Raw genomic sequence first — 20,000 nt, 5'->3', positions numbered from 1 at the left:
GTGGAGGACCGCCCGCCTTCACGCATGTTGCTTGATTGTCTGGTTGATGACTGCCAGTAATTCATTTGCAGACTGGGCGCCAACCATTTGGTTGACATTGTCCATTTCAGCGCAAACAACAGCGATCTTGGAAAGGATGGTCAGGTGGCCGTTGTTTTTACCGGCAATACCGAACAGCAGGCGCACTTTATTTCCGTCAAAGTCGACGCCGCCCGGTATCTGGACAATCACAATACCCGAAGCGATAACATCCTTTTTGTCGTTCTCTGTTCCATGAGGGATCGCGATCTCATTGCCCATATAGGTGGACATATCCTGATCGCGCGCCAACATACCATCAACATAAGACGGGTTAACATAGCCGCTGTCAACAAGCGCCTGACCGGCAAAACGGATCGCTTCTTCTTTATTTGAGAAAGATTTTTTCAGGAATATATTTTCTTTTTTCAGTATTTTCTCATCTTCAAAAATATCTTCGCTTTCAATCGCTTTTTCTGCCTGAATTTTTTCCCCGTGCTTCAGCTGATCAATCAGTTCATCATAAGCCGGGCTGGTCAGGAAATTATCCACGGACACGTGATAGGCCTCCGGAGCATGATCTCTCGCCCGCGGTGTCAGCTCTGACTGGGTTACGACAATCTGAGCATCCTTTGGGATCGAACTGACCGCGGCGTTGGTAACATAAATGTTCAGCCCCGCTGCCTTAACTTTCTTCTTCAGAAGCGACGCCCCCATCGCACTTGAGCCCATACCTGCATCACAGGCGAAAATAATTTTTTTAACTTTGGCAGGGTCGAATTCTCTTGCACCGACCAGCACACCGGAAACACTGCTTTTCTTCCCCTTCAGTGCCTCCATTTTTTTCGTAGCGCCTTCAAGATCCTCATTGCCGCTCTTATCCACTTTAAGTATAAAAGAAGCGATCAGGAAAGAAACGGTCATCGAAATCAGTACGTCGGCGATGTTTGCTGTAAAACTGGTGAAGGACTTAGGTGTCATCGCGAGTACGGCAATGATGGTGCCTGGTGAAGCCGGTCCGACTAAGCCGCCTTTTAACGTAATCAACGTGAATACACCGCTCATACCGCCGATAATAGTAGCAATCAACAAGAGCGGTTTCATTAATACGTATGGAAAATAGATTTCATGAATGCCGCCAATGAAATGAATGATTGCTGCTCCAGGAGCGGTCTTTTTTGCATTTCCTTTGCCAAAGAAGCAATAGGCCAGCAGGACACCCATTCCCGGCCCCGGATTGGCTTCAAGCAGGAAGAGAACCGATTTTCCATATTGTCTGGCCTGCTCAATCCCAATCGGTGTCAGAACACCATGGTTAATTGCATTGTTCAGGAAAAGCACTTTCCCTGGTTCAATGAACAGACTGGCAAGCGGCAGAAGATCCGCATGGATCAGCCATTCGACACCGGTTGCCAGCGCCTTGCTGACTACATCGACTGTCGGACCGATGACGAGAAAAGCGATAACTGCCAGCAGCCCTCCGAGAATGCCTGCCGAGAAGTTGTCAACGAGCATTTCGAAACCGGGTTTAACTTTTCCGTCGACTAATTGATCAAATTTCTTAATCAGATAGGCACCAAGAGGGCCCATAATCATTGCGCCTAAAAACATCGGGATATTGGTGCCGATAATGGCTCCGGCAGTCGCAATCGCGCCGACGACAGCGCCGCGATTGCCAAAAACCAGCTTGCCGCCTGTATAGCCAATCAATATCGGCAGCAAGTAGGTAACCATTGGGCTGACAAGTCCGCTCAGTGCCTGATTTGGCCACCAGCCTGCCGGAATAAACAGCGCGGTAATGAGTCCCCACGCAATAAAGGCGCCGATATTTGGCATGATCATCGAACTGAGAAAATTGCCGAACTTCTGTACTCCAAGTTTTAGACTTTTTCCTTCAGACATTTAATTCCGCCTCCTCAACAATAGAAGTTATGTTATTATGCGGAAGGCAAAATAGTATGCGCTTACATTTCACGGGTCGGCGCCTTATTGACTGATCATTCTACCTTCACTTTTATTATAGTGACTCCCCTTCGTACGAAACAACAACTACTAATGTTAACTTTGTCACACACCCTGTGACAAAACTTAAACTGTCAGAAGAATCAAGGTGCACCTGTTGTACAGTGACAATAAAGTTGTTTAATAATGAAGAAATGAAGCTGCATTCCTATACTGTAAAATTACTCCATTACAAAATAAAGTTGTTTAAAATTATCAGCAATAAACGGCCCATATTGAACAGTAGACGGATGATGCGCAGTAAACATTAATCATATTATTGAAGAGGAGGCTTTCACGTATGCATTTTGAACCTATTAATATTAGTTTGCATAAAAATTACACTGTGTTATTTCGAAGAGATTCATTTAACGTGAGCGTGGATTTGTTTTTGCCGGTAATAAGTACTTAGGAGAACGAAGCAAAATGGACGAGGTTGCCCTCTTCACGTGGGATGTGTGAATCAACCAAACTGTATAGAAAACAAAAGATCGATAGCGGAAGGAATTTAGGAGTTGACGAACTCATTGCACCCGAACCCTCTTGGCATTGAACATGCGATCACTGAGAATGATTTCCTAAAGGAAAAAATTCCCGGTGATCGCATGTTTTTTATCCAAAATTGTCAGACAGGAAAGAGAAATATTTAGTAATTTATTTTATTCAGAGAAGATTCATTTCATAAAGTTAACCATTGTAGTCATTGAAGAATCACCAGAAAGGTCATATGGTGCACATATATCATAATAATAGCTTGACCCCATGGAGTAGTTCAATATGACTTTATGATTATTTCCGAAATAAAATGCATCCCAAACTATTTTAGAGCAATAAGTGCCATAAGATGGATTTGTAATCCATATACTGTATATTTTATATTTTTCACTAGGGTGATTATTTACCCAATTTGTAGCCCAGTTTGCAGCATTTTGTCTATCTGTAGCATTGGGATAACGCTTAACCATTACCTTATATTTATTGGTAGACCAAAAATCGGATTGTGATGTAAATTGAGGGTGATATCCTAATCCTTTAATTTCAGCAACGTCACCTTGAATATCTAGTACAATGGCAGAGTGACCAGTAAGACCAGAAGAGCTTGTCTGATTAGTAATTAATATGTCCCCTGGTTTACAAGGTATGTTTGTCCTTGGATAATAGGCTTGTCTACTACCTGGGATGTAATTTGGAGAGATGAGACTTAATGAATTTTGTACAGCAAATTCATCTGATACATTATGTTTTTGGGACCATTCTAATACTATTGCTCTATTATTTTGTTGTATGGTTGTTTGAGCGTGAGCAGAAAAATTTGAATATGTTCCCCAAACCCCTGTTAGTACCATAATACTAAAAAATATTTTAAGAATACTAGATTTTACTTTCACAAAAATACCTCCCGAGGTTTAAATTGAAAGACGTAAGAAACGGTTAAATCACCTCTTGTTTATGTTTTTATGTAAAAAAACAACAGATATTACAAATTTAAGTATATCATCACGTGCATACATTGTCAAAAAAATTCGAAAAAAAAAAATATTACAATTACACAATATATGTATACAATGAATTTTTAATAATTTATTATATATATAAAAGAAGGGAGGGATATTAATTAACTCTCAAAGATTAAGAAACTCTCTGTTCTATGATTTAGTAGTGGCTATTTTATATGCATGGTGTGTATTTCAGGCTTATATATACGATGCTAAAACATTGACTACAGGTATTGTGGTTTATGTATTTGCGTACGGTGTGTTCACATTATTAGTTAGATCACCAATTGGTGTGCTAATAATGAATTTGCTTGTTATAATATCTTTGCCGTTTATATTTAAACTTCCCATCTTTCAAGAGTCTCCGACTTATTTTAAATTTGAGCCATTTATAAGTTATATTTTTATTATTTGTATTGCTCTTGTGCAAGGGTTTATATCTCTTTTACTTATTACTTTTGGTAAAAGATTTTTAACTAAAAAATATCAGTATCGTGCATCAATAATAATTGCGTTTATATTTACTATTGTTTTTACTGTTATAGTGACAATAAAGTAAACAAGTCTTACAATATTTTTTTCAAGAAAAGAAGGCGTCCTCTTAAGAGGATGTTTTTCATTTTTTTGGAACGGCAGCGAGAACTCATGTAACTCCGCTCGTATCATGGATCATCCTCTTCGATTAATGGACAGAGGTATTATCGCATGACCGCTTGATTCATGAAAAGGTGTCCATTATTTGACGCTTACCATTTAACGTTAGTTTTGGAACGGATGAGAAGTTTGGGTCAAAGAAAAATCAGTTCAATTTCCTGGTGGGTTTGTTCTGGCTCTTGAAGATGGGCAACCTATTGGTCAACTTGAACTCACAATTCGCGAGTATGGCGAAAAAAAAATAGGTCATGTAAATCTATACTACTTGATTCCTGAAAAAAGAGGACTTGGAATAGCAGATGAACTTCATCAGTATTCGATGAAATTTTTTAAGGGGTACGGAGTAAAGGAATACCACCTCCGGGTTTCTCCAAGCAATGTTCGAGTACTCTCATTCTACTTGAAAAATGGGATGAAAACAGTTAAAGACAAATGTGATGGTACAGTAATCAGAATGAAAGGATATTTATAATTGATGCAGTACGTGTTCTACTGTGCAACATCAAAATGAAACATCTTTATTGTCCGTCAACACCTGCTTCTGAACGGGCTGATGTATCAGATAAACCGTAAAAAAGCAGGAGATTTTCAGAAATTCCTGATCTCCCGTTCACTGTTCACATTAACAATATAAGCGCCCGGTCGGAGCATCTGCATCAACTGGCGCATCTGCGCCGTTGGGATGGAGACGCAGCCCGCAGTCGGGCCTCCGTTGTCGCAATGGAGAAAGAAACCGGACCCGGCATAAGGTGTTCGCGCTGTATTATAGTTGATAACCACTCCGTAATGGTACTGAACCGGATAATCGGCCAGATGCTCGCTTGGCGCGTTAAAATGTGTGCCTTCCTGCCATGTATTATAATTGAGACTTTTGCTGTCCTCTACCCACCACGATTGCGGTGTAATCAGCCTGAAAGGAAGTGACGTGCCTGGATTTTCCGTTCCAAATGCCGGGCCAAGCAAGTAAGCGCCATAGGGTGTTGTGCACCTTCCTTCTTTGGTTGCGCCAACGCCATTTGACCCGACGTACCCGTTTGCGGAAAGCCGTTCACGCCACGTCCCTCCGCTCTTCTCCCAGAATGTAACACGCGCGTTGCTCCCGGAGGCCGCAACGATAACAATCTGCTGCGTCCGGGAGGCAAGTTTTGTCTGCGCAACCACAGGCCCGGTTATACCACCCGCAACGGGGGCTGTAGAATTTTCTTTATCTTTCACTGAAGTGTCACTCTTTTTACTTGGATTTGTTTTGGCCATCACTGTGACGGCAGATCCATGGCTGTTTCACTGATTATTAATCGCCCTTGGTGTGGTGGCAGGTTTTCGACCCGTTTCCTGTTCTTCACTCGCGTCTGTAGCAGCCTTTCTCTTTTTTCATCGTGATAAATGTGAGATGCCTTTCCATCAAATCCGGCTGCACCATCGAATCCGCGGCTAGCCTTCTTTAGCCGCAGATCTGAACAGTTTTTGCTTCATTTCTCATCCGCAGATGGGCTGCGAGTATACTGCCGATCAAAATAATGATTGAACTGATGGCAAAGATCACGAGGTTCTTCAACGCTGGGATTCACTTCATTTTCTGAAGATTGAGGATCATTGAACTGTATGAAATCATTTTACCATGGCTCTGTCGTTCATTAGAATCATTTTTTCGAATCCATTAAAAAATATCTGAAAAACATCCGGTGATAGGGACCGGATGTTTGAAAGGTTATCCCTGTTTTTTCATTTTCGGAAGCGAGCGGTCATCTGCCCGCTCAGCCGTCTGACTGACAGGGAGTGCTCTAACCGACTGGATCAGTTCATCCAGTTTTCCTTCAATCCTGTAGAGAAGAAAAAATGTGACGACTGCCGGAAAGCCCACATCCCTGATGATCGGAAGCCATACGTCCATCTGGTCCGTCTCCTTTCATAGAATAGTTTCAGATTTGCCGGATGATTCTGATGGCAAAAGAGCCGAAGGGAATGATTGATCTTTTCCCTTCGGCTCCGCATCATTCATTTTTTCGCAGATCAGTCGACCGGAATCGGTGTAGCGTTATTTTCAGAGATTCGGGCCGACTTGATCTGAGTCAGCAAACCACCGGTAGAAATAAACACATTTTGCGCGAGAATTTCCTGCATGGCGCTCTTAACAGCTGCCGGATCAGCAGGTTCAACCGGATCGTTAACCGAAAGTGTGACACTCTTACCCTGCTCATTTAAAAATACGAGATTGAGTGTTTTCATAGGCCATCCCCCTTTCCCAAGAAATTTTCTGCCATCATTTCTTTGATCAGGCAGTGATTTCAGATGTGTCATTGCGTTCGACTGAAACCAGCGGGTGCTGCTGCAGCGGCGCCAGTTTGCCGGCAATAGCCAGCAATGCGCCATAAGACGCAGCAGGCTTGATATTGCGGAAAGCTTTGGTCAGAAGAATAGGATTGCCCTTTCCATCCTTCCCGCCGTCAAACGTTAAGACAAATGCGGATGCCGCAATCGTACTGTTTGCCATCATGATCACCTCCTACACTTTATATGTAGGGGCTGGGATTCCGAAATGGGGACACATATTTCTCATCCTCTTCTTTTTTTCTCTTCAATACTGCACCTCTGTGCTAAAATAGGAGACAAATAAAACAGTTGTTTCTTGCTGAATGATAAAAATGAGGTGGAAAATGATGAAAAAACAAATCGCAACATCAGAGGCACCGCAGGCGGTCGGCCCCTACTCTCAGGCAGTCGGCGCAGGCGGATTTATTTTTGTTTCCGGACAGATTCCACTCGATACGGCAACAGGTACGATTGTTGAGGGAGATATCAAAACCCAGGCAGGACGAATCTTCAAAAATATCAGTGCCATTCTGGAAGAAGCCGGACTCGGTTTCCCCGATGTCGTCAGCGCGACAGTCTTTCTCACCGATATCGAAGATTTTGCCGCAGTCAATCAGGTCTACGGGGAATATTTCAAAGGAGGCGTTCTCCCTGCCCGATCTGCGGTGCAGATCTGCGCGCTGCCGAAGGGTGCCAGGCTGGAGATTTCCTGTGTGGCATTTGATGAAAAATAACTGATTTGTCCATTCGCTTTTTAAAAACCGTAAACGAACTAAACCCACTATGAAAAAGTGGGTTTTATTCATGTTCCGCGTCAAACAGCATAGAAACTCATCAATTGTACTTGAACCGGCATAATAACGCATGGAGTTAAAAACATTTTATTTTTCGGCTATATTTATTCTGTTCAAAAAGTAGACGCCGATTTTCTCTATGATCTCGTGAACAATTTCCAATGGTGCTTTTTGGTCAGTGATAATTTTAATATCGGCAGATCGTTCATAGTAACGATCCCGTTCCTGACAAAGCGCGATTAACTTTTTTTCGTCCAGCGCCCGAGCCAAAGGTCTCGTCTGATCACCCTGCAGCCGTTCCAGAATAACTTTCGGAGAGGTTTTTAAAAAAATAACGGGAATACCGGATTGATTTAACACGCGACGATTGATTGGGCTGATCAGTGTGCCGCCACCTGTTGATAAAATCCCATCCCGGCAAAGTGCTGACACAAGGGTCTTTGATTCCAATTCGCGGAAATATTTTTCCCCCTGTTCTGCGAAGATCTGGTTAATCGATTGGCCTGAATCTTCGATAATGATATGGTCCAAGTCAAGATGGGGACAGTGAATGAAATCGGCTAATAAACGCCCGATTGTTGTTTTGCCGCTGCCCATAAAGCCAACCAGTACTATATTAGCCATTTAATCACCCCCTACTACTGACAGTCCGCGCCGCTGTAATTCACCCTTTGCATCAATTAAATCTTTTTGATTTGAAAAAGATAGCTGCAAAACCCCATCCGTTTCTTCTCGGATTTCTAAAATATGAATATTAATCAAATTAATTTTTGCTTCTTCTAAAATATGAGTGACTTTAGCAATTGCCCCCACCTGATCGGGAATGTTGATAAATAAATCGTAGAAATTCGGGACGTGCCTGCCCGCCTGAGTATTTATACTGTCCCTTGTGATTTTAGCACTGTAAAAATAATTCCAAATCGCATCGCGGTCCGATTGAGCTATAGCTTGCCTGACTTGCTGCAGTATTCGGACAAAGTGTTCGATTTTATCGCCGATAGTATTACTGTTACTTAATAGAATATCAGTCCACATCTCCGGATCGGAAGATGCTATTCTGGTGATACTCCGGAAACCGCCCGCAGCCAGTTTCAAAGATAATGGTGAATGACTCAATTCATCTTGCGACATGTTGACTAATCCGGAAGCAATGATATGCGGCAAATGGCTGATTAGGGCTACAACTCTGTCATGCTGCAGTGCTGAAATCAGCTGCCATTTGACATCTAGGCCGGATAATAGTGACTGTAAACTCTTAATTGCACTCCGGTGTTGCTGATCCGTGATCGTATCAGAAATCAAAAAATAATAGGCACTTTGAAATAAGTCTGCTCTGGCTGCAAGAACTGTTGTTTTGTGTGAACCGGCCATCGGATGGCCTCCAATAAAAATGATGCCCTGATCTGTTAAAATTTTCGCTTTGGCCATGACTTGTCGTTTGGTGCTGCCGACATCGGTCACTATGACATCCGGCTTTAGCTGCATTTCTGCCAACTGTTCCATATGCTCTAGAATAATGCTGACGGGAGCTGCTAAAATAATGAAGTCGGCCGTGGCTGCAATATCCTGTATTCGATCAAATCCACCGTCGACCAGCCCGTGACTTTGTGCAAACTCTAACGCGATATCATTGACGTCGACAGCAAAGATTTGATGATCCGGCCATTTTTGCCGGATCGCTAAAGCGGTCGAGCCGCCAATTAACCCCAGGCCATCAATAACGATCGTTTTCATAAGATCACGGACCTTTTCGCCGCTATCAACCGGTCAAGATCAATGAAGAAATCCGGGTAGGAGATATTAATCGCCGTTTCATTGGCCAGTTTCAGTTCACTTCTGGTTAACAGAGCAGCCACACTCAGCATCATCCCGATCCGATGGTCGCCGTGCGTATCAACGACATCCGTTCTCCTTGGTTCCAATGGGGTCGGTCCGTTAATAACCATACCATCAGGTAACTCGGTAATGTCCGCACCCAGTTTTTGCAATTCCGCAGTAACTACCGCAATTCGATCCGTTTCCTTGACCCGCAACTCTTCGGCCCCGGTAATTTCAGTTGTTCCCCGAGCCTGAGTTGCCAGTAAGGCAATGAGCGGCAATTCATCGATCACACTTGGAATATCCCGACTTGAAAGATGAACCGCATGCAGCACAGACCTTCGTACCAAAAGCTCTCCGGAAGCTTCAGCGTGATTCACGTTATTTTGAATTGTAATGTCCGCGCCCATTCTTTTTAGAACGTCTAAAAAACCGATACGGGTAGGATTCAGGCCTACGTTTTTGAGCCTGATCGCACTATTAGGCAGTAAAGTAGCCGCAGCGATAAAAAAAGCCGCCGATGACATATCGCCAGGAATCGTGATATTCTGGCCAATCAGATGTGGTTTTCCAGTTACTGTGATTGTTAAACCTTGCTGTTCAATCTCACCGCCAAATGCCTTTAACATTAATTCGGTGTGATTTCTGGTTTGTTGTTTCTCAACGATCGTTGAAACACCGTCGGCCTGTAATGCAGCTAAAATCAAGGCACTTTTAACTTGGGCGCTGGCAACCGGAAGCCGGTAGTTGAAGGTGCTAAGATCAGGGGAGCCATAGATAGTAATAGGCAATAATCCGTTTCCAGTGACCTTGAATCGCGCTCCTGCCTGGGCGAGCGGTTCGGTTACCCGTCTCATAGGCCTTTTGCTTAATGACCGATCACCCATTAACCCAGCAGTGAAGTTTTGCCCACTTAATAATCCCAATAATAGTCGCGTTGTCGTTCCGGAATTCCCCATGTTTAAGGGATGCTTCGGTTGACGCAGTCCGTTCATCCGAGCCCCATGCACCAAGACATGATCATGCTGGCGTTCAATGTTGACCCCCATATCCAGAAAAGCCTGAATGGTAGTTAAGCAATCCTCTGATGTAAGAAAATGAGTAATTTCAGTCTCGCCGGCACTAATGGCACCCAGAATGATGCTGCGATGGGAGATGCTTTTATCGCCCGGTACGCTCAGTTCACCGTGCAGTCCCTTTTGAATGTTCGTTTTTAATGTTTTCAATTTATATTCACCTGATTCGCCGTATTTAAGATTTGATAAACACACCAGACCATATCGGGCGCGTAGGTACGTTCGATTTTTTCATCAGCACTTAATTGAACATTTTGGAGATTGGTTAAGACAAAATGCGCTTGAGTCGTCTTATATTTTTGATACGCCAAATACTTACTGTCTGTATACTCAATCACCGCGTGGCTATGAATGGCCTGCAAATAACTTTTCAGCAATGTTGCCGTAGCCGGATGAGTATAGGCAATATTATGGATTGCCGTCAGCCGCCGGATGATAACAAGCTGATTAAGAGGGTGACGAAAACAGTTGATGAGCTCCAGGCGGCCCAAATAGGCATAATGAAGATCGGCCCAATCCATGTGATTGCGAAAAGACTTGAAAGCAGCAGGAATGATCAAATAGTCCCGCTGATAGTCATTCAAATGGCTAATAATTGCTTCAAAACAGTCATGAAGCACAATGTGATTAACACCTTTTTTTTTCCGCAGATAATACTGCGCGGCACTATTGCTATCCGTTGCTTCAGGTCCAAGGGTATGAATAATCACGGACAGGCCTCCTTAATAGGAGATGTTCGGATAGTCCGGGAAAAATGGCCGGGGGATCCTTCTCTGCTTCAGCCAATGAAGAGATTCACCACCGCTTATCATTTGCTGACCTTTTGAACACCTTCTAATAGTTTTTAATCTCTTTACAATAATCGCGATATTGTTTCTTCAAACGTTCCATGCTGCTGCTATCGAAAGTATCTAAAATAGCCTGGCACAGTTCGATCGCAACAACAGCTTCAATCACTAGTGAAGCCGGAACAATAGCTGTAACGTCTGAACGTTCCACGCTCGCTTTATGCTCTTTTTTCGTGTCAATAGCGACACTGTGTAATGGTTTATAGAGAGTGGGAATCGGCTTCATGGCAGCATTTACAATGATTGGCATGCCATTAGTCATGCCGCCTTCAAATCCACCAAGATGGTCGCTGCCGCGATACCAGCCTTTATCCTGATCCCAGTAGATTTGATCCATCACCTGACTGCCAGGTTTGGCGCTCATACTAAAACCATCGCCAAATTCAACACCTTTAAAAGCGTTGACCCCTACTACAGCAGCTGCAATTCTGGCGTCCAGTTTTTCATTCCAACTGACATAGCTTCCCAGGCCGGCAGGTACATTTTGCACAACGACCCGAACGATGCCTCCTAAAGTATCTCCGTCCTTTTTCGTCTGATCAATTAACTCATGGATGGGCTGGACTTTATCTTGTTCAACAATCCGCAAATCATTTTGGCTGATTTTCTCTTCAATCCGGCCGGGTGATAATAATCGATCGGCATCAGCATCAATGGATCCTACTTTTTGTACATATCCGGCAATTTGAATACCCAGCTGATTCAGCAGCTGAATACAAACAGCACCAATGGCTACCCGCATAGCCGTTTCGCGTGCTGATGAACGTTCCAATACATTGCGCAAATCCCGGTGACCATATTTCATGCCACCAACTAGATCAGCGTGACCCGGGCGTGGATTCTTTACTTGCCGTAAAATATTTTCCTGATCAGGTTCATTGACAGGATCCATAATTTCACTCCAGTGAGCGTGATCCAGGTTTGTAATCCGTAAAGTGATTGGGGATCCCAGAGTGATACCATGGCGCACACCGGAAGTAATTTTTACCTGATCTTTTTCAATTTTTTGGCGATAGCCGCGGCCATAACCACTTTGTCTTTCTCTCAATTTGTGATTTATTTGATCAACCGATAATTTCAATCCGGCCGGAAAGCCTTCAATTAGCCCGGTTAATTCCGGTCCATGTGATTCTCCTGCAGTTAAGTAAATCATCTGATTCTTCCTTTCTCTTGTATCTGGGATTGATATTCCTTCGAACTCGCTAAAATGGTCTGGTAAATAGCCTGGTAATAACTCACGTTCTCGGCATCCGCAATCTGGCGGTCAATCTTTGTCATAATCTGTTTTTCACGTTCCGGATCAAAAATCGAGCCGTTCTGGTTCATTTTTTTAATACCGATGGTTCTGATTAATTTGAAACGCCATTGCAGTAATTTAAGGATCCAGTAGTCAATAAAATTAATCTGATTACGTTCTTTCTGGCAGCCTGAAGGCTCAGTGGAAGCGGCCATTAATCTTTGGCCGATAGCCCATATAACAAATGAAACAAGAGCAACGATAATGTCGGCACGCAGTGCAGTTGCTGTACTTATTTCAGACAGCCTGCCGGTAATAATCGGTACAGTGAATGATGCAATGCTGCCGAATGAGAAATAGATTCCTGTAACACGGCCCTTGGCCTGCGGAAATAGAGAAATAAAAATATTCAGACCAACTTGCATGATTCCGCCGGCAGCCGTGATACCAAAGACAAATGAACAAATGCTGATCAATAAATGGTTGGCTGAAAAGCAAATGATTAGAAGTACGAATAACGATAGACTGTTCAGACCAACGATTAATTTAACTTCATTAATCAGTGAACGATTAAGTATAAAGAAAATCAACAGTACCCCAACAATAGAACCGATGCTGTAGAGCGATAACAGAAAGTGAGCTTCCATGTTATTCATGTGTAAAATATCCGTTCCATAAAGAGTGATCCACTGAGTATAAAGAATCATAAGTGCCATGGAAGTATAACCATAAACGGATAGGATGGCTATTAAACTGATCCGTGATCCTGAAATTTTACTCCCACTCATCAGACGGTGACTGATTTGCTTTTCGTAACTCGTTTGCTTGGGAAATTGTGTCCGACTGAGCAGCAAAAAATTAATCAGCAAAACTGCACTGGCAATAATAAAGATTGAACCATACCAACCGCCTAAATTTTCATTGAGACCAACGAAAATTGGCAGCACAAATTCTCCAATGGACATCGCGGCTTTAATCAGGATATTGGCCGCCCCATTTTCCCTGCTCATTTCCAGAAATGTCGGATACGTGCCGGAATCAAGTGCTGAATTGGCTACCCCTGCCAAAATGGCTAATAAGTACGCTACTCTGAAATCCTTAGTTAGAATGATACCAATAAAAAAGATCAGGTAACTCAGCATCCCCACGTATACAAAACTTTTTCGACCGTATCTGTCTGACAGACTGCCAAGCAGATAGTATGCCAGCAGCCGGCCAATCCCGACACCGGAAATTACATAAGAAACAGTTGCTAATGGCGTCCCCCAGACATTGCCTAAAGCCTTCATATTTTGAGTCAGGATTAATAATCCCATTCCATGAACAAAATAATTCAGATATAAAACGAAACTTAGCCTGATCCTGTTTGATTTTGTCATCCTTTCTACTCCCCTTTTTAAAATATGGCTATGTTAAAGCTCGATGTTGATGTTGCTCCTTTGTCGATAGCGGATGGTGCGAGACTCCTGCGGAACAGCGAGCCAAGCGCGACCCCGTACACAGAGGCTTACGGATCAGCAAGCGCATGGAGCGAAAAGCAAAAGACAAGTTTAATAAAGCTAAAAAAATGATTAAAAAAATAACCAGTCAGATCATTAAATCTGACTGGTTGCTATCGTTAAATAAAGAATTGCGCAATCTGGATTGTAATGGCAGCCAATTAGATTTATTATCTCATACCTAGTTGGTCAGGCCATTATAGCTTTCCAACTCTAGATACAAACGAAAGTTTCCGTCCGTATCCAGGGCCGGATACGAACGCTACCTAAAGTAATAAAAGCTATAATAGTATGATTGAGCCATTTGCCAGTGTTTCATCGGTCATTTTCCCTTCCGAGAGGATTAATGACAATTAAAACATGATAACTATTCTTTGTCAATATTCGCTTTTATTTTATTCCTTACTCCCTTCCTGGTGATAGTGGAGCCGATGTTTTCTCGTTTTGTCCGGATTAAACTGAGTTGTGCCCGATTCGGGTAAGATTATGTCTCATTCCGTTAGGTTATTGTCCCCATCCAATCCGTTACTGGCCAGTTCAGGGCTTCTCATGGCTTCGTTCTGAAACAACTATAATGTCAATGCATCCAAAAGAGATAAGGCAGGATGCTGCAATTCTTCTCTCATCCAGTGGACTTGAAGTATTATGAATCCTTTCCAAATGATGCGGAAATAACTCATCGAAAAATATTTCAGCTATTTGTCAGCCTCCTTATTTACTGACAGGCCTCTCAGCCGTTTTACCTTTTCCAGTCTCTTTTTATAAAAATTTTTGAACAGGACTTTGTTACCGCCAATGCGAACGAACAGAGCCAGAACCAGACTGATGAGCAGCAGAATCATATTATTAGAGAAAAGGGTTGCAATGAAAAGTGCCGTTGCGAGAATCAGCATGCTCATCCAAAATATTTTGCGGGTCATGACGCATCACTTTCCTCAACAGGTTCTGCTGCAGCCTCTTTTTCATTCTGGTTGTTAATATCTTTATACATCCAGTAGAACATTCCGAACCAGCCTGCCAGCCCCAGAATCGCCCAGATATTCCAGCTGGCGGATTGGGCCAGGGAAGCGAAGATCAGGAGATTCAAAGGTGCTCCAGCTGAGCATCATGCCATGGGGGATGGAAACGGTGCCGACCGATCGTCCAAGCCGCGTGATATATGGGGCGAAGTAAGTTGCGGCATACAGGAACAGCGGTGAAGTAATCAGCCCCATAACAATCATGTGAATAATGTTCGCATTCGTCAGCAGGAGAGCTGCGACAACAAACGACAGGTTGATAATACCTGCAAACGGAAGAACGGCATTGCCCGGCAAGATGATTGAGAAAATCAGTAAAATCGGAATCGTAATGATTACAGCTACCCATAGTTCGCTGCGTCCCGCCAGAATCGGCCAGTCAAGCCCGATATAGACTTCCTTATCTTTGAACTTGTTTCTCATGAATTCAGAAACGCCTTCTGAAATCGGAGACAGTGCCTGAGAGAATAGCTTCGAAATCATCGGGAACAGCACCAGCGCCGCGGCTGCCTTGACGGCCAGAGTCAGCGAGTTGGAAATGCTGTATCCGGCAGCAAAACCAAGCAAGAGACCGATGATCGCCCCCATGACTTCATTCTCACCGAAGATGCCGATTTTCTCTTTCAGAAAGTCTGAGTCAATTTTTTTGCCCAGTAAGGGTGTTTTGTTCATGACAATTTCAAGAGGATGCAGAATATTGGCTAGCAGAGTGATATGGTGCGGAACGGTAACACCGGGAATACCAGTCAGTTTTTCAACGCGCGGTCCCCAAATATCACCCGCCTTAAGTTCAAGAACAATCTGAATGGCCGCAGCTACAAAACCGAGGATCAGGTTGTTTGAAATATAAGCGACCATTACGGCTGTAAAAATTTTTGCCCAGACGTTCCACATGTCCACGTTGAGCGTTTTTGTCCAGTTGAAAATCAGCATAACGATATTAATGACAATTTGCAGCGGAAACATTAAAAATGCGTAAGGCCAGGCCCATGAAATGGCCGCCATACCCGGCCAGCCGCCGTCGACAGCAGTTAAGGTAATGCCCGTTCGTTGAGAAAGTGCCTGAGCAGCCGGGCTGATTGCGCCGGTCATGAAGTTAATCACAAGCGTCATCCCTGTAAATGCAATTCCCAGTGTCAGAGCCGCAGAAAATGCGTCTTTGAATTTCATCCGCGCGACCAATCCGACAACCAGCATAATCAGTGGGACGAATACGGGTGCGCCAAGATTGAGCACATAGTTGACGACTTCCTTTAACACTTGCATTGTTTTCCCCTCCATTTTTTTGATATGAAACGCTGCAATTCTATGTTGAATCTCTTCGACACGATCCAGCTGAACCTCGAGGATACTTCAGTACCGGGGAAGACATGATCCCTCGCCTTATCTGACTTTGTGCGCGTCAGCTTTTTTGATGGCATCGACTAATTTTTCAAATTCTTTATCCTGCCCCATGCCTGTTAAAAATGCGATGCCGTTAATTACAGGAATGTGGTAATCCTTCTTAGTTCTTACGATCGACACATAGACATCCGCATCCTTGATAAACTTATCCAGTGATTTAATATCGACAGCCTCAACCGCTGATTTTATCTTTTTTTCACTGAGCAATTTGTTAATCTTCGATGCCACTGTCTGAGAGGTAGCCACTCCTGAACCGCAAGCTACAATTATCTTTGCCATGATAATACTTCCTTTCTATTTTTAGTTTTATCAGCTGACTGACGCCTTTGTGTCGATAAAAAATCTTTCAATAATCTCAAGTATTCTCCTGTCACTTTCGGCGTGAAGCAAAGCCTTTGTCAAACGCTCATCCGAAAGCATAGCCATCAGTTTCTGAAGCACTTTCACCTGAAGGCCATCCCGTGTGACCCCAAGCACAAAGATAATTGAAGCTTTGACTTTGGGGTCATTCTGAGAGCCTCCCATCGGCGAAAATTCAATTGGATCTTTGGGACGGACTACTGAAATAAACGGTTTTTTTAAATTTACCGGATCCGCATGCGGGATGGCCACACCGACAGAAGCAGTTTGAAGGCCTGTCGGGTAATTTGCTTCCCGCTCGGCAATCGCTTGATAAAAGGTCGGCTGCACATACCCTTTTGCTTCCAGAAGATCCGCAATTCTTCTGAAAAAAGTTGACACATCGGGATATTCAACATCGCGGAAAACCAAATTCTGCTTAAAAAAAACTTCAAATTCCTGAGAATCCTCATTGGTCATTTTTTATCCCCCCCTCAAATTGGTGTTGTTTTTTATTGTAAACGTTTTCATTTGTTTACGAAAAAATGACTTCTTTCGGATAGGCCCATTCCGCAATTTCCGATTTCGGCAGCACATCCGGTTCCTGTCCGCCTCTTACCGTCAGGACGTTGTAATACATCTGAGCCAGTTCTTCGAGATAATTTACTTTGAGGTACGCGTCATAGATGTCCTTGCCGGCGCCGATACTCCCGTGTTTCTCCATCAGCGCCACATCTGAATCTTTCAGCGTCTCGGCAACATGATCGGCAAGTTCATAGGTCCCCGGGCGACCATACGGAGCAACAGGAACATAGCCCCTTTTAGCCCCCAATGCCTGCAATTCGTAGACGATCGCCGGAATGGTCTTGCTTAGGACAGCGAACGATGTGGCGTACATTGAATGGGTGTGCACCACCGCATGCACATCAGGACGTTCTTCGTATACTCTGAGATGCATCAACAGTTCACTTGTCGGCTTCAGGTTAGATAAGTTTTCAATTACATGGACATTTTTATCAACGACGACCAGATCCCGTGGGGTTAATAATTCACGATCCACGCCTGACGGTGTAAAAACAAACAGACCGCTTTTGGGATCCCGTGCGCTGAAGTTGCCCGATTTGTGTTTGCACAACCCTTCACGCTGCGCCTTTTTAGAAATCTCACACACATCTTTTTTCAAATGTTCCAGCAATTTGATCGCTCCCTTTTATTTTTTTACTCATTTAATAAACATCACACATGGAATAGCAACTGTGTCAAGGGAAACTGTTTCTCTCAAAGTTAATCGCGACCAACGCACTCACCTCCTTCAATAAGCTCCAGCACTGTTTTTGCCGTTTCGGCGTGTATCATTTTAATACTCGATTCTTTTTTTAAGAAGAAATCATTCAGTTTGAGCAGAAGTGGCACATGATTATTCAATCTGGAGGGGACCAAGCCTACTATGACGTTAAATGGGATACCTTCCGGATTAATAACAGCATGTTTAAAGATTGTAATCTGAATATCGGCACGCCCCGTGTCATCCGTCGGTTCGGCATGCGGCAAATAAATTTTAGGGCCGATCAGCATGTGGTTGTAATTTTTGTAAAAGATTCTCTTGGTTCGGTCGACATAATCGTCATTAACCGTTTTTCTGCTAAATAAAGGGGTAAAAGCAACAGCAACACAATTCTGCCAAGTGATATAATCGTCGATTAATGAAATATTTTCTTCCCTGAGCCACATTTTTTCAGCTTTATTGTTTTTAATATCAGATTCGCTTTTATCATCGAAAAAAGTTTTTAATTTGCTTTCGACTAAATCAATTTTATCCTCAGGAATCAGATTCTTGATGGCTGAGATGATGCTTTTTGCCTGCTTGCCGGGATCCCTTTTTAACAATTTCGATACTGTGGCCCTTAGCTCCCTTCTGCTCTCAGGTTCAAGGAACGGAGGAACAATAATCGTTGTCGCACGGTTTTGAATCGGTATTGTTGTGAAAATAAAGTCCAGAGCCATATCTGTTTTTTCGAATTGCCTGAAAGAAAATGCACCGACAAATTCTATCTGCGGGAACATATCTTTCAAATTCTCCAATAATAATTTTGAAACTGATGTGCCATTGGGGCAGAGAACGACAGCCTTGAAATAAGTTGCGCCATTTTCCTCTTCCGACTGGTAGAGCCAGCCAAGCACGATCATTGACAAATAAGCGATTTCTTCATCCGATAGTTCATGGCCAATAATTTGTTCGAACGGAGCTGCCGCATCTGCTACGGTCATGAAAATGTCATAATGTTCGCTCATAAACCTGTTTGTCAAAGGATTGTTTACTCGGAATCCAAGAATATTCCTGAAAATTGCCGGCTGGATGTGTAATAAAATTTTTTCTTTAAAATCAGTTTCTTTAATAAATTTAACGGCAAGTTTACGTTTCAGTGTGTCAACAAATAGATTCACGGCCAATCTGATCTCCTCACTGTTTGAAAAGTCCAGTGCGGATTCGATTCTGTTAGATGACAGGATGTGCAAAGAAAAGTAGAGTACGTCGATTTCTTTCAGGTAAGAGAAATCACTGAGCTCTTCTTTGATAACAGGAAATTCTAAAGTATTCCTGATATCATACTTCTCAATTTTAAAATTCCACGGCTCGGGATAGCTGCGTATCCGCTCCATCAGAATAGCCAACACATAAGGAAGATCTTCAACCTGTTCATCTGTTAAACGAATCTGTGTTTTTTCTTCAATGAGTGCCAATTTGTCTTTTAACTTCGTGACATCTTTCCGGTCGATAAAATTTAATCGGGCCAGACAGGACTTTCCGTAGGCTGTCTTTAACAAATTCCGGGTCACATGAACGAGTTGGTTTCTGAGAAGATACTCCGGACCTTTAATCTGATACCCGGTTCTCCGAGAATAGTTCACACCCAGTTGAAGGGCTTTCAATTCCTCCTTTAGTTGTTTAATATCAGCGAACATCGTGTTTCTGCTGACATAAAACTGTTCAGACAGTGTTTGCAGGGAGTTGACACTCTGATGGACCATGAGCTCGACTTCAATCAAGCATTTTCTCAGCTCAACATCACGATCATAGGAGTTCAGATTATGCTCCCCGATAAGCAAACCGTACAACTCATCTGCACATTTATCCGAGATGCTTAAATCACCGTCCACCACTTCGATAGATTCATGAGGGAGAATCGTATTAATGGAATGAATGATTTGGACGATCTCATCCTTGCTCTTCGATAAATTGTTCTCAATCTCGTTTAAGCTGGGGTTATTTTGTGCCAGAATATGCTTGATCATTTCGCGTTCTTCCAGTCCCATGTTCTCAGCCCCCCTACAATCTGAATTATAAATGGTTGCCGGTGAGACTTCATCACAACTTATTAAAGCGTTTTCATTATAAATGTGATAAAGCTGTGTTCTGAAAACTAGGCGCCTGACCTTAGTAAAATACAGGAATTTACCGCAGCACTACTTTGCGTTCCAGCTGCCA

At 43.1% G+C, this 20,000-nt stretch carries 19 protein-coding genes and 1 pseudogene; 2 read left to right on the top strand and 18 right to left on the bottom strand.

Going from position 1 to position 20,000, the window contains the following annotated elements; genetic code table 11:
- Nucleotides 1-18: 18 nt before the first annotated feature.
- Nucleotides 19-1,920, bottom strand: a complete 1,902-nt coding sequence (locus tag COP04_RS05510; protein ID WP_100487069.1) for a PTS mannitol transporter subunit IICBA — start codon at nucleotides 1,918-1,920, stop codon at nucleotides 19-21.
- A gap of 773 nt (nucleotides 1,921-2,693) precedes the next feature.
- The gene (locus COP04_RS05505) at nucleotides 2,694-3,407 is read right to left on the bottom strand and encodes a hypothetical protein (protein WP_100487068.1); all 714 of its coding nucleotides are present in this window, start codon (nucleotides 3,405-3,407) and stop codon (nucleotides 2,694-2,696) included.
- 931 nt (nucleotides 3,408-4,338) lie between these two features.
- Between COP04_RS05505 and COP04_RS20705 the strand changes: the two are divergent.
- Nucleotides 4,339-4,641 (top strand): annotated as a pseudogene (locus COP04_RS20705) (GNAT family N-acetyltransferase); the annotation flags it as partial.
- A gap of 116 nt (nucleotides 4,642-4,757) precedes the next feature.
- Here COP04_RS20705 and COP04_RS05490 read toward each other — a convergent pair.
- The 4 genes from COP04_RS05490 to COP04_RS05475 all read right to left on the bottom strand — a co-directional run bounded on the left by COP04_RS05490 (nucleotide 4,758) and on the right by COP04_RS05475 (nucleotide 6,660).
- On the bottom strand, nucleotides 4,758-5,384 hold the full coding sequence (locus tag COP04_RS05490; RefSeq protein ID WP_239984772.1) for a L,D-transpeptidase family protein: 627 nt from the start codon (nucleotides 5,382-5,384) through the stop codon (nucleotides 4,758-4,760).
- Nucleotides 5,385-5,877: 493 nt separating this feature from the next.
- Nucleotides 5,878-6,060, bottom strand: a complete 183-nt coding sequence (locus COP04_RS05485) for a YvrJ family protein (protein ID WP_100487065.1) — start codon at nucleotides 6,058-6,060, stop codon at nucleotides 5,878-5,880.
- A gap of 119 nt (nucleotides 6,061-6,179) precedes the next feature.
- A complete protein-coding gene (locus COP04_RS05480) occupies nucleotides 6,180-6,395 on the bottom strand; it encodes a DUF2922 domain-containing protein (RefSeq protein WP_100487064.1) in 216 nt (71 codons plus the stop codon).
- Nucleotides 6,396-6,441: 46 nt separating this feature from the next.
- Entirely contained in the window at nucleotides 6,442-6,660 is a 219-nt protein-coding gene (locus COP04_RS05475) for a DUF1659 domain-containing protein (RefSeq protein WP_100487063.1), read from the bottom strand.
- A gap of 166 nt (nucleotides 6,661-6,826) precedes the next feature.
- Between COP04_RS05475 and COP04_RS05470 the strand changes: the two genes are divergently transcribed.
- Nucleotides 6,827-7,213, top strand: a complete 387-nt coding sequence (locus tag COP04_RS05470) for a RidA family protein (protein WP_100487062.1) — start codon at nucleotides 6,827-6,829, stop codon at nucleotides 7,211-7,213.
- 147 nt (nucleotides 7,214-7,360) lie between these two features.
- Here COP04_RS05470 and COP04_RS05465 read toward each other — a convergent pair whose 3' ends face one another.
- From COP04_RS05465 to COP04_RS05410, 12 genes are all read right to left on the bottom strand, one after another.
- On the bottom strand, nucleotides 7,361-7,897 hold the full coding sequence (locus COP04_RS05465) for a shikimate kinase (protein WP_100487061.1): 537 nt from the start codon (nucleotides 7,895-7,897) through the stop codon (nucleotides 7,361-7,363).
- Nucleotides 7,898-9,007: a prephenate dehydrogenase gene (locus tag COP04_RS05460; protein WP_100487060.1), complete on the bottom strand. Its 1,110-nt coding sequence runs from the start codon at nucleotides 9,005-9,007 to the stop codon at nucleotides 7,898-7,900.
- A complete protein-coding gene (gene aroA / locus COP04_RS05455) occupies nucleotides 9,004-10,317 on the bottom strand; it encodes a 3-phosphoshikimate 1-carboxyvinyltransferase (RefSeq protein WP_100487059.1) in 1,314 nt (437 codons plus the stop codon). The genes COP04_RS05460 and aroA overlap by 4 nt, the downstream gene beginning before the upstream one ends.
- Nucleotides 10,314-10,877 (bottom strand): hypothetical protein, encoded by a 564-nt coding sequence (locus COP04_RS05450; protein WP_100487058.1) that lies wholly within the window; start codon nucleotides 10,875-10,877, stop codon nucleotides 10,314-10,316. The genes aroA and COP04_RS05450 overlap by 4 nt, the downstream gene beginning before the upstream one ends.
- A gap of 124 nt (nucleotides 10,878-11,001) precedes the next feature.
- Nucleotides 11,002-12,168 (bottom strand): chorismate synthase, encoded by a 1,167-nt coding sequence (aroC, locus tag COP04_RS05445; protein WP_100487057.1) that lies wholly within the window; start codon nucleotides 12,166-12,168, stop codon nucleotides 11,002-11,004.
- On the bottom strand, nucleotides 12,165-13,631 hold the full coding sequence (locus COP04_RS05440; RefSeq protein WP_100487056.1) for an MFS transporter: 1,467 nt from the start codon (nucleotides 13,629-13,631) through the stop codon (nucleotides 12,165-12,167). The genes aroC and COP04_RS05440 overlap by 4 nt, the downstream gene beginning before the upstream one ends.
- Nucleotides 13,632-14,446: 815 nt before the next feature.
- On the bottom strand, nucleotides 14,447-14,671 hold the full coding sequence (locus COP04_RS05435; RefSeq protein WP_100487055.1) for a hypothetical protein: 225 nt from the start codon (nucleotides 14,669-14,671) through the stop codon (nucleotides 14,447-14,449).
- Nucleotides 14,672-14,734: 63 nt separating this feature from the next.
- A complete protein-coding gene (locus COP04_RS05430) occupies nucleotides 14,735-16,036 on the bottom strand; it encodes a PTS galactitol transporter subunit IIC (protein WP_100487054.1) in 1,302 nt (433 codons plus the stop codon).
- Between the two features lie 117 nt (nucleotides 16,037-16,153).
- Nucleotides 16,154-16,453, bottom strand: coding sequence for a PTS sugar transporter subunit IIB (locus COP04_RS05425; RefSeq protein ID WP_100487053.1), 300 nt, complete (start codon nucleotides 16,451-16,453; stop codon nucleotides 16,154-16,156).
- Between the two features lie 30 nt (nucleotides 16,454-16,483).
- Nucleotides 16,484-16,993 (bottom strand): PTS sugar transporter subunit IIA, encoded by a 510-nt coding sequence (locus COP04_RS05420; protein ID WP_100487052.1) that lies wholly within the window; start codon nucleotides 16,991-16,993, stop codon nucleotides 16,484-16,486.
- A 55-nt stretch (nucleotides 16,994-17,048) separates the two neighbouring features.
- On the bottom strand, nucleotides 17,049-17,708 hold the full coding sequence (locus tag COP04_RS05415) for a class II aldolase/adducin family protein (RefSeq protein WP_100487051.1): 660 nt from the start codon (nucleotides 17,706-17,708) through the stop codon (nucleotides 17,049-17,051).
- 89 nt (nucleotides 17,709-17,797) lie between these two features.
- Entirely contained in the window at nucleotides 17,798-19,828 is a 2,031-nt protein-coding gene (locus COP04_RS05410) for a BglG family transcription antiterminator (protein ID WP_100487050.1), read from the bottom strand.
- Nucleotides 19,829-20,000: the final 172 nt, after the last annotated feature.

The sequence above is a fragment of the Sporolactobacillus pectinivorans genome, from assembly GCF_002802965.1.
In the GTDB taxonomy this organism is placed as follows: Bacteria; Bacillota; Bacilli; order Bacillales; family Sporolactobacillaceae; genus Sporolactobacillus; species Sporolactobacillus pectinivorans.
The sequence above is the reverse complement of the archived record's forward strand: the minus strand, read 5'-3'. Positions and strand labels throughout refer to the sequence as shown.